The organism is Jannaschia maritima (assembly GCF_030973515.1).
GTDB lineage: Bacteria > Pseudomonadota > Alphaproteobacteria > Rhodobacterales > Rhodobacteraceae > Jannaschia > Jannaschia maritima.
Window position 1 is genome coordinate 70,142 of record NZ_JARGZA010000009.1, and the last position, 17,090, is coordinate 87,231.

The following is a 17,090-nucleotide window of genomic DNA, read 5'->3' on the forward strand; positions in this document are numbered from 1 at the left end:
GTAGCGCCGCCGCCCAGGGGATGCAACGCAGCACGGGGACCCGCATGGTATGGTTGGTTTGGATCGGCGCCGCCTTCGCGCTGGCTGGTCTGTGCGGCCTGGGGTGGTGCATCACGGCGGCGGCGAAGGCACGCCGAACCGGACTGCAGGGGCAGGCGATGCAGGATCGATTGCGTCGGCTCGTGGTGGTCAACCTATCCGCGATGGGCCTGTCCGCCCTGGGTCTGATGATGGTGGTCGTCGGCGTGATGCTGACGTGATGTCGGTTCAGCGAGAAGGCGGTTCGGGCGGGCTCCGCGTGCCGTCGTCGTAGGCCTCCCACCCATGGCCGCCGAACACGTCGACGCCCAGTTGCGACATCACGTCGGCGAAGTCGACCATTACCCAATTGTCCTGGATTCGACCGTCGGCGACCTTCCATACGTCCATGTAGCGGATCGTCACGCGCTTGCCGGTCGGTTCCATCCCCATGAAGGTGCCGCGATGCGTGGCCTCCTGTCGCCCGAAGGCCGCCGCCCATTCCCCCATGTAGATCCGACCTTCGTCGATGCAGACCTTATCCCCGAACGCCGCCTGGAACGGGGCTTGCCAGTTCCGCTGAAATGCTTGCAGCCCATCCTTCGTCCCGCACCCGCGATTGCCCATCCATCGGAACGTTTCGGCGAAGAACGCCCCCATGTCCCCGATGCGGTGATCGTTCAATCCGTCGACCATGCCTTCGATGACCGCCCGCGTCTCCGCGGTCTTGGACAGGTCGGCATCCTTCGTCAGGACCGCCTGTTCCGGTCGGCTTCCCTTCATGTCATGCTCCTTCTTTCGTTGGATCGGCCACGCCTCTCGACTTAGGATGCGATCTATGACGGAAATCCGATCCCCCCACCCCGCCCGGTGCCATTGCGGCACCGTCCGCTTCGAGGTCGCCCTGACGGACGGCCTCGCCACCGCACGACGCTGCGATTGCTCGTTCTGCACGATGCGTGGCGCCGTGGCCGTCAGCGCCCCGAAGGATGGCATCACCATCCTGGAGGGGAAGGAGTCCTTGCGCCTCTATACCTTCAACACGGGGGTGGCGCGGCATTGGTTCTGCGGAACGTGCGGGATCTATACCCATCACCGCCGCCGGTCGAACCCGGACGAGTACGGCGTGAACGTCGCGTGCCTGGAGGGGATCTCACCCTTCGACCTGACGCAGGTCGATGTCATGGACGGGATCGACCATCCCAGCGACGGCGGCGGGGGGATCGCTGGACGGTTGCTCTACGAGCGATCCTCGAACGCGAAAGCATAGCCACCGATCACGTTATCGTCAGTTGACGGCGGAACACGGTCCGGCTTGGCGTCCGCGTCCCGCGCCTCAACGCGGCACCCTGTCCTATCGGCGGAATGCCCCCGCCTTGCGAGTCGCGGCACCCCTCCCAACCTCTCTCGTGTCGGCACCGATGCCGATCCGAAGACCCAATGGGAGACGACCATGATCCGCAGAACGTTCCTGGCCCTCAGCGCCACCGCCGCCTTCGCCGCCCCCGCCTTCGCGGACGGGCATTCCAACGACATCGTCGCCGTCGCCACCGAAGCCGGCTCCTTCACGACCCTGCTGGCCGCCGCAGAAGCCGCCGGCCTGGTCGAGACGCTGCAGGGCGAAGGTCCTCTGACCGTCTTCGCCCCCACGGACGACGCCTTCGCGGCCCTGCCGGAAGGCACCGTCGACGATCTGCTGCTGGAGGAGAACCGCGATCAGCTGGTCGACATCCTGACCTATCACGTGGTGTCCGGTCGTGTCATGTCGAGCGACCTGTCCGATGGTATGGAGGCCACGGCGGTGAACGAAGGCACCCTGACGATCGGCACGGAAGGTGGCGTCACCATCAATGGGGCGAACGTGGTCACGCCCGACATCGAGGCGTCGAACGGTGTCATCCACGTGATCGACGCGGTCCTCCTCCCGGAGTGATCGATCGATGACTCAGTTCCCCCCGTCGGGCGCTCCGACCGCCGCGGGGGGGACGACATCCGCGCCGGCCGGCGCATCGGCCTGACGGGCGGGCGTGACCGGGTGGCCGCCCCCGACCCGCTCCCCCGATTTCGCGTCGAAGAAATGGCAGATGCCGGCCGGCACGTTCGCCGCGAAGGGGGCACCGATCTCGGCCCTGAACTCCTTCGGCGCCTTCACCGCGACCAAGCTACCGCCCACGCGGACCGTGACCATCGTCGAGTCGCCCAGAAGCTCCATGGAATAGACCGGGGCCTGGACCTCGCCCGACCCGCCTTCGGCGACGGACGCGTCCTCCGCCCGGAAACCGCAGGTGACCGGACCGTCGGGCCCCGTCACGCCGGGGATCGTGACGCCCTTGCATGTGAATGTGCCGTTCCGGATCTCCCCTTCCATCAGGTTCATGGCCGGGCTTCCGATGAAGCTGGCGACGAAGGTGTTGGAGGGCATGTCGTAGATCTCGGTCGGCGTGCCGACCTGTTGCACGACGCCGGCCTTCATCACGACGACGCGATCGGCCAAGGTCATCGCCTCGATCTGATCGTGCGTGACGTAGATCGTGGTGACCTTCAGCTCGTGGGACAGGTTCTTGATCTGGGCACGCGTACTGACGCGCAGCTTGGCGTCCAGGTTCGACAGCGGCTCGTCCATCAGGAAGACCTTGGGCGTCCGGACGATGGCACGGGCCAGGGCCACCCTTTGCCGCTGACCGCCCGACAGGGCCGCCGGCTTGCGATGGAGGAAGTCGTCCAATTCGACCATCGCGGAGGCCCGCATCACCCGCTCGTCGTGTTCGGCCGCGGGAACCTTGCGGACCTTCAACGGGAAGCGGATGTTCTCGTAGACGGTGAGGTTCGGGTAGAGGCCGTAGGATTGGAACACCATCGCGATGTCGCGGTCCTTCGGGTCCTTGTCGTTCACCCGGTCCCCGCCGATCAGGATGTCGCCGGAGGTCGGCTCCTCCAGTCCCGCGATCATCCGCATCGTCGTCGTCTTGCCGCAGCCCGACGGGCCGAGCAGGACCAGGAACTCCCGATCGTGGATGTCCAGGTCGAACTCCTGCACCCCGACGAAGTCGCCCCAGCGCTTCGTGACTCGCTTCAGGTTGATCTCCGCCATCGCGTCCCCCGTGTCCTTTCCGATCAACTAGACATGCCCGCGCCATCGCCACAAGCGATTTGCAGGCTAGCTCGCCGTGTTCGGAACGGGGATCGACATGACGACGTACACGTGCGGCATCAACAGGCGGATCGCGGTGGCCGCGCTGCGGCGGCTGGCATCGGGTGATCTGGAAACGCTGGCCGACGACGCCCGCTGCGACGCGTCCCATCCGTTCGGCCGTCTGACGGGGGCGGCGGCGCGGGACCCGTGGAACGCGCTGCGCCGCGCCTTTCCCGACCTGGAACGGCGCGATGCCATCGTGCTCGCGGGGCGCAACCAGCCGGACGACCGGGTTGGCGCGCCCGTGGCGGACGAGATGGTGGCTTGCGTCGGATCCTATGTCGGCACGTTCCGGGAAGGGTTCTGCGGCATCGCCCCCACGCGGGGCGTGGCGCGCCTGGACTACGGCGAGGGGCATGCCTTCGATGCGCATGGTCGGATCGTCCGGTCCTGGCTGGTCTGGGACCTCGCCGGATTGATGATCGCGACGGGGCAATGGCCGATGGCCGCGCCGCTCGGCGCGCCCGGTCATTGGCCGGCGCCCGCCACGCAGGATGGCATGCGCTCGAACGCCGACGGGGCGGAGGACGGCGGGAGCCTGCGCCGCGTCCTGGCGATGCACGACGCCCTGCACGCCTATGACGGGGCGTCGATCGACAGCATGGACATGTCGGCCTGGGCGGACGGGTTCCTGTACTGGGCCGCGGGTGGCATCGGTGCGTGCAAGGGGCTGGACGGGTTCCGCGCCCACCATCAGCTCCCGTTCCTGCGCGCCTTCCCCACCCGCATCGGCGCGGGTCATTTCGTGCGCCTGTCGGACGGCCCCTATGCCGTCACGGGCGGCGACGTCCGGTTGGACCATTCGGGCGACGAATACATGGGCCTGGCCCCATCCGGGCGCCGGGTGATGTTCCGCGTGATGGACTTCTACCGCTTCGACGCCGAAGGGCGCATTGCGGAGAACTGGTTGCCGAACGACACGTTGGGCCTGATGCACGATCTCGGCGTCGACGTGCTGGCCCGCCTGCGTCACCGTCAGGGCGCGCCCCGTCGGGATGTGAAGGATGCGTGAAGGAAATCGTTACGATGCGAGCTGTTGACGGCTGTCAACGTCCGCCGAGCCCCCGCTAACCGTAGGTGGCCACCGGCGTTCCGGCCAGCGCCGCCATGTTCAGCAGGCCGCGCGTGGTGATCGAAGGCGTCACGATATGCGCCTTGTTGCCCATCCCCATCAGGATCGGGCCGACCTCCAACCCCCCGGCGCGGGCCTTCAGGACGTTGCGCGTCGCGCCCGCGGCGTCCGTTCCTGCGAAGACCACGACGTTGGCGGGCCCCTCGATGCGGCTGTGGTCCAGGAAGCGCGCCCGGAGGTCGGGGTCGAGCGCGGCGTCGAGGTTCATCTCCCCCTCGTACTCGAAGTCGTGCTCCTGCGCGTCGAGGATCCGCAGGGCCTCGCGCATCGTCCGCCCCGAAGGCGAGTCGAGATTGCCGAACTGGCTGCCCGAACACAAAGCCACCTTGGGCGCGATGCCGAACCGGCGAACGTGCCTCGTGCTGGCGCAGACCGTTTCCGCCACCTGTTCGGGGGTCGGCTGGGGATGGACATGCGTGTCGGCGATGAACAGCGGTCCCTGGTCCAGCAGCATCAGCGACATGGCGCCCACCGGGTGCAGGTGATCCCGGCCCAGCACGTCCGCGACGTAGCGCAGATGCCACAGGAACTGGCCGTAGGTGCCGCAGATCATGCTGTCGGCCTCCCCCCGCGCGACCATCACGGCGGCGATGGCCGTGCTGTTCGTGCGCATGATCGCCCGCGCCTCGTCCCGGGCCACGCCACGTCGCGCCATCAGCGCATGATACGTCTCGTAGTAGTCGCGATATCGGGGGTCGGATTCCGGATTCACTATCTCCACGTTCTCGCCGGGGCGCAGGGTCAATCCGTCACGCTCGATGCGGGCCGCGATTACCTCCGGGCGGCCGATCAGGATGGGGCTGTCGGTCATCTCCTCGGTCATGGCCTGGCTCGCGCGCAGCACGCGCTCGTCCTCGCCCTCGGCGAAGACGATGCGGCGCTCGGCCCCGGCGGCGGCTTCGAATACCGGACGCATCACGAAGGCCGACCGGAACACCGATTGATCCAGCGTCCGCTTGTAGGCGGCGATGTCGGGCACGGGCCGGGACGCCACGCCGGACTCGATGGCGGCCTTGGCGACGGCGCTGGCCACAACGCCCATCAAGCGCGGGTCGAACGGCTTCGGGATCAGATAGTCCGGTCCGAATGTCAGCTGTTCGCCGCGATAGGCGGCCGCCGCCTCCGCGCTGGTCGTCGCGCGAGCGAGCGCCGCGATCCCCTCGACGCACCCGACCTTCATCTGCTCGTTGATCTCGGTGGCACCGACGTCCAACGCGCCGCGGAAGATGAAGGGAAAGCAAAGCACGTTGTTGACTTGGTTGGGGTAGTCGGACCGCCCCGTGGCGATGATGGCGCGGGGCGCCACGGCCCGCGCGGCGTCGTACGCGATCTCCGGGTTGGGATTGGCCAGCGCGAAGATGATGGGACGGTCCGCCATGCGTTCCACCATCTCGGCGGTCAGGATGTTCGGTCCGGACAGGCCGAGGAACAGGTCCGCCCCGTCGATCACCTGGCCCAGGCCGCGCGGCCCGCCCGGCTGGGCGAAGGCCGCCTTCTGGGGGGTCATGTCCGCCTCCCGCCCCTGGTGGACCAGTCCGTGCAGGTCCAGCAGGGACACGTTCTCGCGTCGCACGCCCAACGTCAGCAGCATGTTCAGGCAGGCGATGCCCGCCGCGCCACCGCCGGTGGACACGACCTTCACGTCCTCCCACCGACGGTCCGTCAGGAGCAACGCGTTAAGGGCCGCAGCGCCGACCACGATGGCGGTGCCGTGTTGATCGTCGTGGAAGACGGGGATGTTCATCCGCTCCCGGCAGAGCTTCTCCACGACGAAGCAGTCGGGCGCCTTGATGTCCTCCAGGTTGATGGCGCCGAAGGTCGGCTCCAGGGCGCAGACGATATCGGCCAGCTTCTCCGGGTCGGTCTCGTTCAGCTCGATGTCGAAGCAATCGATGCCGGCGAACTTCTTGAAGAGGACGGCCTTGCCTTCCATGACCGGCTTCGACGCCAGCGCACCGATGTTTCCCAAGCCCAATACGGCCGTTCCGTTGGTGACGACCGCCACCAAGTTAGCCCGGGCGGTGTAGAGCGCCGCGGCGGCGGGGTCGTCGCGGATGGCCACGGATGCCTCGGCGACGCCGGGGGAATAGGCGCGGGCGAGGTCGCGGCCGTTCTCCAGGGGCTTGGTGGCGCGAATCTCCAGCTTTCCGGGGCGCGGCAGCAGGTGATAGTCCAGTGCCGCACTGCGGACCGTGTCGTCATCGCTCATCGTGTCACCGTCCCGGTCGTTGCCGGTCCGGTTTCGGCTTCCGGGGGCCGGGGGTCAACAGGGGCGCGTCACAACAGGCGGCGGGACCGGGCCACGCACAGCGCGATCTGTGCGTCCGTGTCGGATGCCGCATGCTGCAATCCGGCCCGCACCCGCCGCAGGATGGTCCTGTCGCTGGCGTCGAAGCTGACCGCGACGTAGCGGGCGGTCGTCTGGGCTTCCGACAGTCCGGCCCGCGCCGCATGCTCCGCGGCCCAACCCTCCGGACAGACCGCGTCGCCCAGGGCCGCGACGGCGGCGACGACATCGGAATCGTCCGTCGCGAACGGCTTGTGCGGCAGCATCGATATGGCCCCCAGCACCACCGCCATCCCCAAGGCGATCCAGATCGTGGCGCGCAGGTCGGCGTTGGATGGCCGCAGATCGGTCATGACGGGTCGGGGGAGCAGACGGAACGGAACGAGGGACATCGAAGAAACCGGACGAATGTGAAACACTACAATTTGCAGCAAACTGCCGATCCATGGGGGCGGAATTGTGGCGTTCGATCGGGCGGTACAACCCGATCGGGGCGACAATCGGGGCCGTTTGCAGGCAACGGTTTCCGATCGAGGGAGGGTGGCATGCCCCTGCATGCCGTGCGAGGCAGAGGGGGATGTCGCTTTGGGTCTTCGCAGCACTCGCCGCCTCCGCGCTGCAGGCCTTTCGGTTCTATCTGCAGAAGCGCCTGAGCGCCGGCGGCGCGGGACCGGTTGCCGCGACCTTCGCGCGTTTCGTGTATGCGCCCCTGTTCCTGGGTTCCGGACTTCTCGTGTGGTGGTCGATGGATACGACCACCGCGCTTCCCGCCCTGGACGCCACGTTCTGGCCATGGGCCATCGTCGGCGGCATCGCGCAGATCGCCGCGACGATCCTGGTCGTCGCGACCTTCTCGCGCCGGAACTTCGCGGTGGGGATCGCCCTGTCGAAGACCACCGTCCTCATGACGATCCTGACGGGGTTCGCCCTGTTGGGCGAGGTGCCGACCCTTCCCGTCATCGCCGCCATCTCCGTGGGCGTCGTCGGCGTACTAGCGATATCGATCCCCAAGGGGCAGTCGTTCCGGGCCGGCATGACGGACGTAGCGATCCTGTACGGCCTGGGATCGGGGGCGTTCTTCAGCGTCTCCGCCGTGGCCTACCGCGCCGGGTCGCTGGCGGTCGCGGCTGAGGAGCCGATCCTGCGGGCGTCCGTCACCCTGTTCTGGGTGACCCTTCTGCAGACAGCGCTGCTGGCCGCATGGTTGCTCCTGCGGGATCGGGGCGCGATGGTTGCGGTCTTCCGCCGCTGGCGGGTCACGCTGGCGATCGGGCTGACCTCGATGGGGGGCAGCCTCGGCTGGTTCACGGCCTATACGCTCGAGCAGGCAGCGCTGGTTAACGCAGTCGGCCAGGTCGAGTTGATCCTGTCGCTGGCCATCTCGTGGCTTCTGCTTTCCGAAAGGATCACCTGGCGCGAACTGGTCGGCACGGTCCTGATCGGCTTCAGCGTCGTGGTGGTCCTGCTGGCCTGACGGTCACAGGCGGACCACCCGGGTCGCCGGCCCCGAATTGTCGAGGAACGGAACACCGTCGGGCGCGGTAGCCCCATGAGCCGCGACCTCCGCCAGGACGAGGCGCGTCACGAACGGCATGTCGAGCCGCCCCGCCGCGTCGATGCGGAACCAAGCCAAGTCGGACAGTTCGCCGTCGCCACCCAGCGCGTCGGGATCGCATGCGAGGGCGTCCGCGGGCGCCGCGAAGAAGCGCGCATCGAAGCGGCGCGGTCGGCCCGGCGGGGTGATCGCGCGGAACACGAAGCGCAGGCGCTTGGTCGCCGCGATCGGGTTCCCGAAGGTCAGTCCCGTCTCTTCCAGCAGTTCCCGGATCGCGGCCGCCGCCAGCGTTTCGGCCGGCAAGGACGATTCACGTTCCAGCGCGGCACGGTCGGCCATGGGCAGGACCGAGGCGGGGATGCCACCGGCATCCGCAGGATCGACCCGCCCCCCGGGGAAGACGAACTTGGACGGCATGAACACGGCCCCCGCCCCGCGACGCCCCATCAGCACCCGTCGTCCGTCCGGTGCATCCCGCACCAGGATCAGGCCCGCCGCATCGCGGATGGCCGAATCAGATGCCGAAGCCATGCATCCGGTTGGCCCATTGGACGCCGACGATCAGCCCCTTTAGCCGGGGCAGCATCCAAAGGGACATGACCACGGACAAGGTGCCGAAGATCAGGATGAAGATCAGGGGGCTCGGCTCGTATTGCACATAGGCCCACAGCATCAGCGGACCCACCACGTGCCCCACGATCAGCAGCGTCAGGTAAGGGGGGCCGTCATCCGCGCGATGATGGTGCAGCGCCTCCCCGCATTGCGGACAGGCGTCGCGGACCTTGAGGTACCCCTGCATCATCGCCCCTTCGCCACAATTGGGGCACTTGCACCGCCAACCCCGCCACAGGGCGGACCGCATTGGGCGTTCGGGATCGACCGTATCTGTCATTCCCGTCACCTAGGGTGACGAAGGGGGCATGGCCAGCGTGGATGCGAGACGTCAGGCCGGCGGCGTAGCGTCGGCGGCCACGATGCGGTCGCGCCCCCCCGCCTTCGCCCGATAAAGAGCACGGTCGGCTCGGTCGACCGCAGCCAACGCACCGCCCGCCTCGACCTCGATCTTCGCGATGCCCATGGACAAGGTGACGCGGAGCGGCGATCCATCCGGAGCCACGAGCCGCAGGCGACCGATCACACCACGCAGTCGGACGGCGATACCGTGGATCTGTTCCAACGTCGCATCGGGCAGGACGGCCAGGAACTCCTCCCCGCCCATTCGGCAAACCAAGTCGCCGGATCGCAGATTGTCGCGTAGCGCTTGGGCCACGGCGACGAGGACGCGGTCGCCCGTGGCATGTCCGTGCGTGTCGTTGACCGACTTGAAATGGTCCAGATCCAGCACGATGACGCCGCAGGGCTTGTCCTGCTGCCGGCCGCGCGCGGCCACCCGTTCCAGGTGGTGGAGGCCGTATCGACGGTTGTAGAGACCCGTGAGCGGATCCGTCACCGCCATCCGCAATCCGTTCTGCAACGCGTCGCGCATGCGGTCTCTTTGCCGCTTGCGCTTCAGCTGCGTGCGCAGGCGCATCGTCAGCTCGCGCGGCAGGATCGGACGATAGGCGACGTCGGATGCGCCGAGATCGAGCGCCGTGGCGGCACGCTCGCTGTCGCCCGCGGGCAGCATCACGACGCAGGCGGCCCGTCGCGTCGCGCCCCGCGCGCGGAGATCCGACAACAGACGCAGGCCGCCACCGCGACCATCGAAGTCCGCGTCGATCAGGAACAGGTCCGGTGCCTCGTCGGGTTCCAACGACAAGGCGGCGTCGCCTTCCAACGTGGTCGGGGTTCGAGCGAAATCGGGCGCGAGCAGATCGGCCAGGGCGCGACCCATGGCTCGGTCCGACTCCAGAATGGCGATCCGTCCCTCCATCCGGTCGGTGGCGACCGAATCGCCAGCGGCCCCCATGTCGAGCGCGTCGGCCCATTCGCCGCCACCGCCCATCGCGCGGTCCTCCTCCCGGCTCCGCAACAGGGCACGGACCCGCGCCAGGAGTGCGACCTCGTCGATGGGCCGGGACAGGAAATCGTCGGCACCGGCCTCCAGCCCCGCGAGGCGGGCGTCGGGGTCGGCCGTCGCGGTGATGAGCACCACGGGAATGGACGCGGTCGCAGGGTCGGCGCGGAGCCGGGCACAGACCTGCGCCCCGGTCAGACCGGGCATCAGCATGTCCATGATCACCACGTCGATTCCGCCCGCCCGGGCGATGTCCAGCGCCTCCTCCCCGGACGATGCCAGGATCACGTCGTAGCGCGCGGCCGCCAGCTTCACCTTCATGAGAATGCGGTTCGTCGCGACATCGTCGACGATGAGGATCCTACCGGCCATGATCTTCCGACGCTCCTACTGGACGGTCAGCGGATGCCGCCATAGTGGTTAACGAAGTGTAACCACTGGATGGGAAAAGCGGGTTTGCACCAGGATCGAGCGGAGACGGTCGCTTTGAAGACGTTGGAATGGCTCGCCGCGGAGGAGCGCCTCGACGCCTTCTGTGCCGCCACCGGAATGGACCTGGACGGGCTGAGGTCACGGACCGCCCAACCCGCGACTCTCGGCGCCGTCTTGGACCATGTCCTTTCCGACGAGTCGCTCGCACGGCAGGCGACGCGGGACCTGGATCTGGCGGACGACGCCCTGCTCCGGGCTCGTGCCGCATTGCCCGGCGGAGACGCGCCGCACTGGACCTGATGCCCCATCCCGGTTCGGGCCCCTATTCCTCGAACCACCAGACGTCCGGCTGGAAGCCGATCCAGTCGCCATAGATCGGCAGCCGGTCGGCAGGATACCGCAACGATGCGTCGTGCGCCACGTAGCTGACCGGATTGTGCCAGATCGGCACGACATAGCGACCCGCCGTCAGCACACGGTCCAGGGCCCGAATCGCCGCGACGTAGTCGTCCTGCGTCGGCGCTGACAGCATGGCATCGATCATGGCGACGACGACCGGGTCATTGACCCCCATGAGGTTACGGGTACCGGCCTGTTCGACCCCCTCCGGGCCCCAATAGGTCAACTGCTCGTTGCCCGGCGACAGCGACAGACCCCATTGGTACCAGATCATGTCGTAGTCGTAGCCGTCCTGACGTTCCTTGAACTGCGCCGAATCGACGGAGGCCACCGACACGTCGATGCCGAGGCGGTCCAGCGCTTCCCGGTAGATGTCGACGATGCGGCCCACCTCCGTCGATCCCTGGGGGACGAGCATCTCGATCTCGACCGGCTGCCCGTCGGGCGAGACCAGGACGCCGTCCCGCACGGAAAAGCCCGCCTCCTCCAGCAAAGCAGTGGCGCGACGGATGCCGCGACGGTTGGCCGCCCGCCCGTCGGTGACCGGCAATTCGTATCCGTCCAACGTCCCGGGAAGGAGGTCGGCGGCGTGCGGTTCCAGCAGCGCCGCGACCCTGCCCTCCGCCGGGCCGGGACGCATCCCCAGCGGCGAGTTGGAGAAGTAGGACGTGATCCTCGGAAGCGCCCCTCCGTTGACGACGCCGTTGGCATACTCGAAGTTGAACGCCTCGATCATGGCCTGTCGCACCCGCCAGTCGTCGAACGGGGCCCGACGGGTGTTCATGACCAACCCCTGCATTCCGCTCGGGCGGCTGTGCGGTATCTCGGACAGGATCACGCGACCGTCCTGCACAGCCGGAAAGTCGTAGCGCGTGACCCACGCGCCGGCGTTCGTTTCCCGCATGGTGGACAGGGCGCCGGCCTTGAAGGCCTCGAAGTGGGCGGTGGCGTCGGCGAAGAATTCCATGCGGATGGTGTCGACGTTCGCGGTCCCGCGGCGGAACGGAAGGTCGGCCCCCCAATAGTCCGCGTCGCGGACCAGTTCAACGAACCGCCCCGGATCCACGTCGCCGACGACATAGGGCGCCGACGAGATCGGTGCCTCCAGCCCGGAGCGGAAGAACTCGTCCTCCCGGCCGGCCCATTGGGCCTTCTTCATGATCGGCCTGAGACCGGTGACCATGAGGAGTTCCCGGTCGGGTTCGGCGATGGTGAAGCGGATGCCACGGTCGCCGACGGGCGCCACGTTGGTTATCTTCTCGTACGCGGACCGGTAGCGCCCGTTCGCGCCGGTCCGGCCCAGGATCTCGAAGGACCAGATCACGTCCTCGATGGTGACGGGCGTTCCGTCCGAGAAGGTCGCGTCCGGATGCAGCGTATAGGTGATAGACCGTTCGTCCTCGGCGATGGCGACGCTGTCCGCGAGAAGGCCGTAGAGGGTGAACGGCTCGTCGTAGGCGCGGCCCAGCAGGCTTTCGTAGGCCAGGAACCGAAGCTGCCATGGAACGCGCCCCGCCTGGATGTGGGGATTCACGCTGTCGAAGCTGCCGACCTGACCGTCGGAAAAATCGCCGCCCTTCGGCGCGTCGGGGTTCGCTTGGGGCAGATGATGGTAGTCGGGCGGCAGGGCCGGATCGCCATAGAGGGCGACCCCGTGACCGTCCGCCCACGTGGAAGAGGTTGAAATGCTTATAAAAGCGGCGATCGTGAGTATGTGACGGATCATCGTCCGGCGTCCCCCTGCTGCTCCCTCGGCTTTCGACGCGACCCTAGCGACCCCTGATTTGCCTTGCAAAACTTTATGCTTGGACTCTGTGACGTGAACGTCTATACGGGGACCACTGCTCGATAGGTTTCTTGCCTGTATGAAACCTGCCTCAACGACTTTGCGCCGGCCTCGTGCCGGCGTTTTTTTGTGCCGACGCCGAGCTTCGGGTGATCGATGGGGGTTCCTAGTATCTGGTTTCCGGAATGTGAATCCCCCATCGCGCCATTCCCGCGTGACGTCGCGGATCGGCGGTTCGTCGCGTGGAACGCATGACCCGTAGGCGACTTTCCTTCGGGTGCGTGGCGGCTATGCTGCGCCGCAACGACCCCGACCGGAAGGACACCGCATGCCCGATGCCACCCCCCTGCGCGGCAAGACCGCGATCGTCACCGGATCGAATTCGGGCATCGGATTGGGGATCGCCCGCAGCTTCGCACGGGCGGGGGCCTCGGTCGTGCTGAACAGCTATACGGACGACGAATCGGACCACGCGCTTGCCCGGGACATGGCCGACGAGACGGGATCGGACGTCCGGTACATCCAGGCCGACCTGTCCGACGGCGATCAGGCGCGTGCGCTGGTCGAGACGGCGGGCGTCTGCGACGTGCTGGTCAACAACGCGGGGATCCAGCACGTGGCGGGCATCGACGAGTTCCCGACCGCGAAGTGGGACGCCATCATCGCGATCAACCTGTCGTCCGCATTCCATACGACGGCCGCCGCGCTGCCGATGATGCGCAGAGCCGGATGGGGTCGCGTGATCAACATCGCGTCCGCCCATGGGCTGACGGCATCCCCCTACAAGTCGGCATACGTCGCCGCCAAGCACGGCGTCGTGGGCATGACGAAGGTGGTGGCGTTGGAAACGGCGGAGGAGCCCATCACCGCCAACGCCATCTGCCCCGGCTACGTGATGACCCCGCTCATCGAGAAGCAGATCCCGGAAACGATGGAGAAGTACGGCCTGGACCGGGAAACGGCCATCAAGGAGGTCCTGCTGGATCGACAGCCGTCCAAGGCGTTCGCCACGACGGATCAGTTAGGCGGCACGGCGATCTTCCTTTGCAGCGATCACGCCGCGCAGATCACGGGGACAACGATCAGCGTGGACGGCGGCTGGACCGCGCTGTGACCGGCCTTCGCGGACGCCTGCTCGACGTCCTGCTGGGTCCGGCCGAGCGCCGGTTAGGCGTCCGCCTCGACTATGCACGCGAGATCGGCGCGACCCGCCTCGGGCTGCTGCGGCGCTACGGACGGATATTCCCGTTCCTCGATCCGAACCGGCACGTCCCGGCGGACGCCTATGCGGCCGCACGGCTGAGGGCAGCGTTGGCGACCGATTGCGGCACCTGCGTGGCTGCCGAGATCGCCCTGGCCCGACGTGCCGGACTTTCCGGCACGACGATCGATGCGATCCTCACCGGCACGGGCCCGACGCCCGAATTGGATGCGGTGGTGCGTTTGACGGACGCGGTCGTCCTGCGTCGCGAGGATGATGCGGACGCGCGCGCCGACATCGTGGCCGCTTACGGAAAGGCGGGCCTGATCGAGCTATCCTTCGCAATGAACGGTGCCGCACTGTTGCCGGGCATCAAACGAGCCATGGGCTTCGCGACGGCATGCGATCTATCGACGATGCGGCGGCTGTCGGATGCGGGATCATGATGCGTCACGGGGGTCCGGGCCGCGAATGCCGGACCGAGCCGGCCGAACCGGATCGACCGAACGAAGGCGGCAGGACATGACCAAGCGTATCAACCTCGCGCTGCAAGGTGGCGGGGCGCACGGGGCGTTCACCTGGGGGGCGCTCGATCGGATCCTCGCGGACGACCGGATCGAGGTGGCGGCCATTTCGGGGACGTCCGCGGGCGCGCTGAACGGTGCCGCCGTGAAGGCCGGGCTGGCCCAGGGATCGCGCGACCTGGCGCGCGAGAACCTTGAATGGCTGTGGACCCAGGTGGGCGCGATCACGGAGCCGCATTGGGCATCCTGGTTGTCGTCCATCTCGCCCATGGCGGTCTCGATGGGGGTGGAGGCATCGTCGGGCTATCAATGGGTCGACTTGGTCAGTCGCGGCGTCAGCCCGTACCTGACGCCGGATTGGAACGACCGTGCCCTTCGGCGCATCGTGGACCGGTTCGCGTTCCGCCACGTACGCTCGCCGCAAGGGCCGCAGTTCCACATCTGCGCGACCAACGTGCGGACCGGCAAGATCCGCCTGTTCACCCGCAATCAGATCAGCACCGACGCGATCCTCGCATCCGCCTGCCTGCCCACTCTGTTCCCCGCGATCGAGATCGATGGCGAAGCGTATTGGGACGGCGGCTATACCGGCAACCCGGCGTTGTTTCCCCTGTTCGAGCCAGACCTGCCGCGCGACATCCTGATCGTGAACATCAATCCGCTCGAACGGCCGGAGGTTCCGGTCACCGCGCGCGACATCCAGAACCGCATCAACGAGATCAGCTTCAACACGTCGCTTCTGCGCGAGCTGCGGGCCATCGAGTTCGCCCAGCGTCTGGTGCGGGGGGGCAAGGTGGAACCGGGCGCGATGAAGGACGTGATCGTCCACATGATCGCCGACGACGCGTTGATGCGTCAGTTGTCCGTGGCTACGAAGCTGGTGCCGAACCCGGTCGTGATACATCAACTGCGGGACGCGGGGGCGAAGGCGGCGGGCGCCTTCCTGGACCGGGACTTCGATGCCATCGGCGAACGATCCACGGTGGACCTGATCGAGATGTTCGCCTGAAGCCCCTCGGGGAACCCCCCTCCCCCGCAGGCGTTTCGCACCGAAGGAGACCACCATCATGAGCCTGACCGATTTCCGCGCCGATTGGGTGCCCTACCGCGACGGGTTGATGACGCGCTATCCGGACCTGACGGATGGCGACCTTACGGATGCCGACGGGGACACGGCGGTGCTTGCCAAGCGGATCGCCGAGATCGAGGGCACCACCCCCGCCGACGCGCAGGAACGACTGCACGAGTTCCTGGAAGGTCCGATGCCGGCGGACGCCTTCGCCGATCCCACCAACGACAACGCCGCCGTGATGGAGTCCGAGGACTATATACCCGCAGGTGAGGACGCGCTCGCGGACGACCGCCGTTTCGGTGACGACCACACCGAGGAGAATCCCGTGGGGCGGGAGCATTGAGGGCAACGGTGCTCGCCGCCGCGGTCGCGGTCGCCGCCGTCCCCGGCCTCGCGCATGATCTGCCGCCCGTGGTCGTCCCGGACGGCCCCGTCACCGTGCTGCACAAGCTGTGGCCGGAACGGATCCGGGCGGGCGAGGGGCATGTCCGCCTCGCCCCCCATCCCGGCAACGGCACCGCGGTCCGGTTGGACGCGAACCAGACCTTCGCCTTGGAACGCGAATACGGCCGGCAGCTTGCCCATCTGATGATGCGGATGCCGCTTCATCGCGCGCGGCCCATCGCGTATCACCGCGCCCTGCACGCCATCGTCGGCGACATCGACCGAAACGACGCGGCGTATGCATTGCGGCCCGGTGGGTTTCCCCGCTGACCGACCCCGTGCGTGACGAGCGGGGCCTCCCGCGGCTCTTGGCGATCATGGAACGCCTGCGCGACCCCGAGGGCGGATGCCCTTGGGACGTCGAGCAGGAATTCGCATCGATCGCCCCCTATACGATCGAGGAGGCGTACGAGGTAGCGGACGCCATCGAACGCGAAGCATGGGGCGAACTGGAAGGCGAGCTGGGCGATTTGCTGCTTCAGGTGGTCTATCACGCGCAGATGGGCCGCGAGGCGGGACGGTTCGACTTCCAATCCATCGCGGACCGCGTGGCACGGAAGATGTGGGACCGGCACCCACATGTGTTCGGCACCGATGGCACCGCGAAATCCGCCGAACAGCAGGTCGAGGATTGGGAGGCGACCAAGGAGGTGGAGCGCGGCGGGCGGACCTTGGACGGCGTCGCGCTGGGCCAGCCCGCCCTGCTGCGTGCCGCCAAGCTGCAGAAGCGTCTGGCCCGCGTCGGCTTCGACTGGGCCGCGGTCGACGACGTCGTGGCGAAGGTGGCCGAGGAGGCGGGGGAACTGGTCGTCGCACGCGATGCGCGGGATGCGGATGCCGTCGAGGACGAGATGGGGGATCTGCTGTTCACGCTGGTCAACGTCGCCCGCCACCTCGGCGTGGACCCGGAGGCTGCGCTGCGCCGCACCAACGCGAAGGTCGAGCGTCGCTTCGCCGCCGTCGAGGATGCCCTCGCCGCGATGGGTCGCACGCCCCGCGACAGCGATTTGGCCGAGATGGACGCGCTCTGGAACGACGTCCGTGCGGCCGACAAGGTCGGAACGCTGGACAAGACCGGCGACGCCTAGCA

Annotated in this window: 20 protein-coding genes; 12 read left to right on the forward strand and 8 right to left on the reverse strand. The window is 67.6% G+C overall.

Annotation, left to right across the window (positions count from 1 at the left end; all coding sequences use genetic code 11):
• The first annotated feature begins 44 nt into the window (after positions 1-44).
• On the forward strand, positions 45-260 hold the full coding sequence (locus P0084_RS10295) for a hypothetical protein (protein ID WP_308916759.1): 216 nt from the start codon (positions 45-47) through the stop codon (positions 258-260).
• A gap of 7 nt (positions 261-267) precedes the next feature.
• On the opposite strand, the gene P0084_RS10300 is transcribed toward P0084_RS10295, so the two are convergent.
• A complete protein-coding gene (locus P0084_RS10300) occupies positions 268-801 on the reverse strand; it encodes an ester cyclase (protein ID WP_308916760.1) in 534 nt (177 codons plus the stop codon).
• 55 nt (positions 802-856) lie between these two features.
• Between P0084_RS10300 and P0084_RS10305 the strand changes: the two genes are divergently transcribed.
• Positions 857-1,288 carry a GFA family protein gene (locus tag P0084_RS10305; protein ID WP_308916761.1) on the forward strand — a complete coding sequence of 144 codons (432 nt, stop codon included), beginning with the start codon at positions 857-859 and terminating at the stop codon, positions 1,286-1,288.
• Between the two features lie 183 nt (positions 1,289-1,471).
• Positions 1,472-1,951 carry a fasciclin domain-containing protein gene (locus P0084_RS10310; protein WP_308916762.1) on the forward strand — a complete coding sequence of 160 codons (480 nt, stop codon included), beginning with the start codon at positions 1,472-1,474 and terminating at the stop codon, positions 1,949-1,951.
• Positions 1,952-1,963: 12 nt separating this feature from the next.
• Here P0084_RS10310 and P0084_RS10315 read toward each other — a convergent pair whose 3' ends face one another.
• Complete coding sequence (locus P0084_RS10315; RefSeq protein WP_308916885.1) at positions 1,964-3,109, reverse strand: ABC transporter ATP-binding protein; 1,146 nt, start codon at positions 3,107-3,109, stop codon at positions 1,964-1,966.
• 97 nt (positions 3,110-3,206) lie between these two features.
• On the opposite strand from P0084_RS10315, the gene P0084_RS10320 reads away from it, so the two are divergent.
• Positions 3,207-4,223, forward strand: coding sequence for a nuclear transport factor 2 family protein (locus tag P0084_RS10320; protein ID WP_308916763.1), 1,017 nt, complete (start codon positions 3,207-3,209; stop codon positions 4,221-4,223).
• Positions 4,224-4,278: 55 nt separating this feature from the next.
• Here the strand turns inward: P0084_RS10320 and P0084_RS10325 are convergent, their stop codons facing one another.
• Positions 4,279-6,552: an NADP-dependent malic enzyme gene (locus P0084_RS10325; protein ID WP_308916764.1), complete on the reverse strand. Its 2,274-nt coding sequence runs from the start codon at positions 6,550-6,552 to the stop codon at positions 4,279-4,281.
• A gap of 68 nt (positions 6,553-6,620) precedes the next feature.
• Positions 6,621-6,983, reverse strand: a complete 363-nt coding sequence (locus tag P0084_RS10330; protein WP_308916765.1) for a hypothetical protein — start codon at positions 6,981-6,983, stop codon at positions 6,621-6,623.
• A gap of 224 nt (positions 6,984-7,207) precedes the next feature.
• Here P0084_RS10330 and P0084_RS10335 point away from each other — a divergent pair, with 224 nt between their 5' ends.
• Positions 7,208-8,104: a DMT family transporter gene (locus tag P0084_RS10335; RefSeq protein WP_308916766.1), complete on the forward strand. Its 897-nt coding sequence runs from the start codon at positions 7,208-7,210 to the stop codon at positions 8,102-8,104.
• Between the two features lie 3 nt (positions 8,105-8,107).
• On the opposite strand, the gene P0084_RS10340 is transcribed toward P0084_RS10335, so the two are convergent.
• From P0084_RS10340 to P0084_RS10350, 3 genes are read right to left on the reverse strand one after another with little or no spacing between them, the layout of a single operon-like run.
• Positions 8,108-8,716, reverse strand: a complete 609-nt coding sequence (locus tag P0084_RS10340) for an NUDIX hydrolase (RefSeq protein ID WP_308916767.1) — start codon at positions 8,714-8,716, stop codon at positions 8,108-8,110.
• Positions 8,700-9,077 carry a DUF983 domain-containing protein gene (locus P0084_RS10345; RefSeq protein ID WP_308916768.1) on the reverse strand — a complete coding sequence of 126 codons (378 nt, stop codon included), beginning with the start codon at positions 9,075-9,077 and terminating at the stop codon, positions 8,700-8,702. Before P0084_RS10345 ends, P0084_RS10340 begins: the two co-directional genes overlap by 17 nt.
• 51 nt (positions 9,078-9,128) lie before the next feature.
• A complete protein-coding gene (locus P0084_RS10350; protein ID WP_308916769.1) occupies positions 9,129-10,514 on the reverse strand; it encodes a diguanylate cyclase in 1,386 nt (461 codons plus the stop codon).
• Positions 10,515-10,583: 69 nt separating this feature from the next.
• Here P0084_RS10350 and P0084_RS10355 point away from each other — a divergent pair, with 69 nt between their 5' ends.
• Positions 10,584-10,874 carry a DUF3572 family protein gene (locus tag P0084_RS10355; RefSeq protein WP_308916770.1) on the forward strand — a complete coding sequence of 97 codons (291 nt, stop codon included), beginning with the start codon at positions 10,584-10,586 and terminating at the stop codon, positions 10,872-10,874.
• A gap of 22 nt (positions 10,875-10,896) precedes the next feature.
• On the opposite strand, the gene P0084_RS10360 is transcribed toward P0084_RS10355, so the two are convergent.
• Positions 10,897-12,699, reverse strand: a complete 1,803-nt coding sequence (locus tag P0084_RS10360; protein ID WP_308916771.1) for an extracellular solute-binding protein — start codon at positions 12,697-12,699, stop codon at positions 10,897-10,899.
• 388 nt (positions 12,700-13,087) lie between these two features.
• Between P0084_RS10360 and P0084_RS10365 the strand changes: the two genes are divergently transcribed.
• The 6 genes from P0084_RS10365 to mazG all read left to right on the forward strand — a co-directional run bounded on the left by P0084_RS10365 (position 13,088) and on the right by mazG (position 17,088).
• Positions 13,088-13,873 carry a 3-hydroxybutyrate dehydrogenase gene (locus P0084_RS10365; protein ID WP_308916772.1) on the forward strand — a complete coding sequence of 262 codons (786 nt, stop codon included), beginning with the start codon at positions 13,088-13,090 and terminating at the stop codon, positions 13,871-13,873.
• A complete protein-coding gene (locus tag P0084_RS10370) occupies positions 13,870-14,406 on the forward strand; it encodes a carboxymuconolactone decarboxylase family protein (RefSeq protein WP_308916773.1) in 537 nt (178 codons plus the stop codon). Before P0084_RS10365 ends, P0084_RS10370 begins: the two co-directional genes overlap by 4 nt.
• Positions 14,407-14,482: 76 nt before the next feature.
• Entirely contained in the window at positions 14,483-15,493 is a 1,011-nt protein-coding gene (locus P0084_RS10375; protein WP_308916774.1) for a patatin-like phospholipase family protein, read from the forward strand.
• A 58-nt stretch (positions 15,494-15,551) separates the two neighbouring features.
• A complete protein-coding gene (locus P0084_RS10380) occupies positions 15,552-15,899 on the forward strand; it encodes a hypothetical protein (protein WP_308916775.1) in 348 nt (115 codons plus the stop codon).
• Between the two features lie 8 nt (positions 15,900-15,907).
• Positions 15,908-16,270 carry a hypothetical protein gene (locus P0084_RS10385; RefSeq protein ID WP_308916776.1) on the forward strand — a complete coding sequence of 121 codons (363 nt, stop codon included), beginning with the start codon at positions 15,908-15,910 and terminating at the stop codon, positions 16,268-16,270.
• A gap of 8 nt (positions 16,271-16,278) precedes the next feature.
• A complete protein-coding gene (mazG, locus tag P0084_RS10390; RefSeq protein WP_308916777.1) occupies positions 16,279-17,088 on the forward strand; it encodes a nucleoside triphosphate pyrophosphohydrolase in 810 nt (269 codons plus the stop codon).
• Positions 17,089-17,090: the final 2 nt, after the last annotated feature.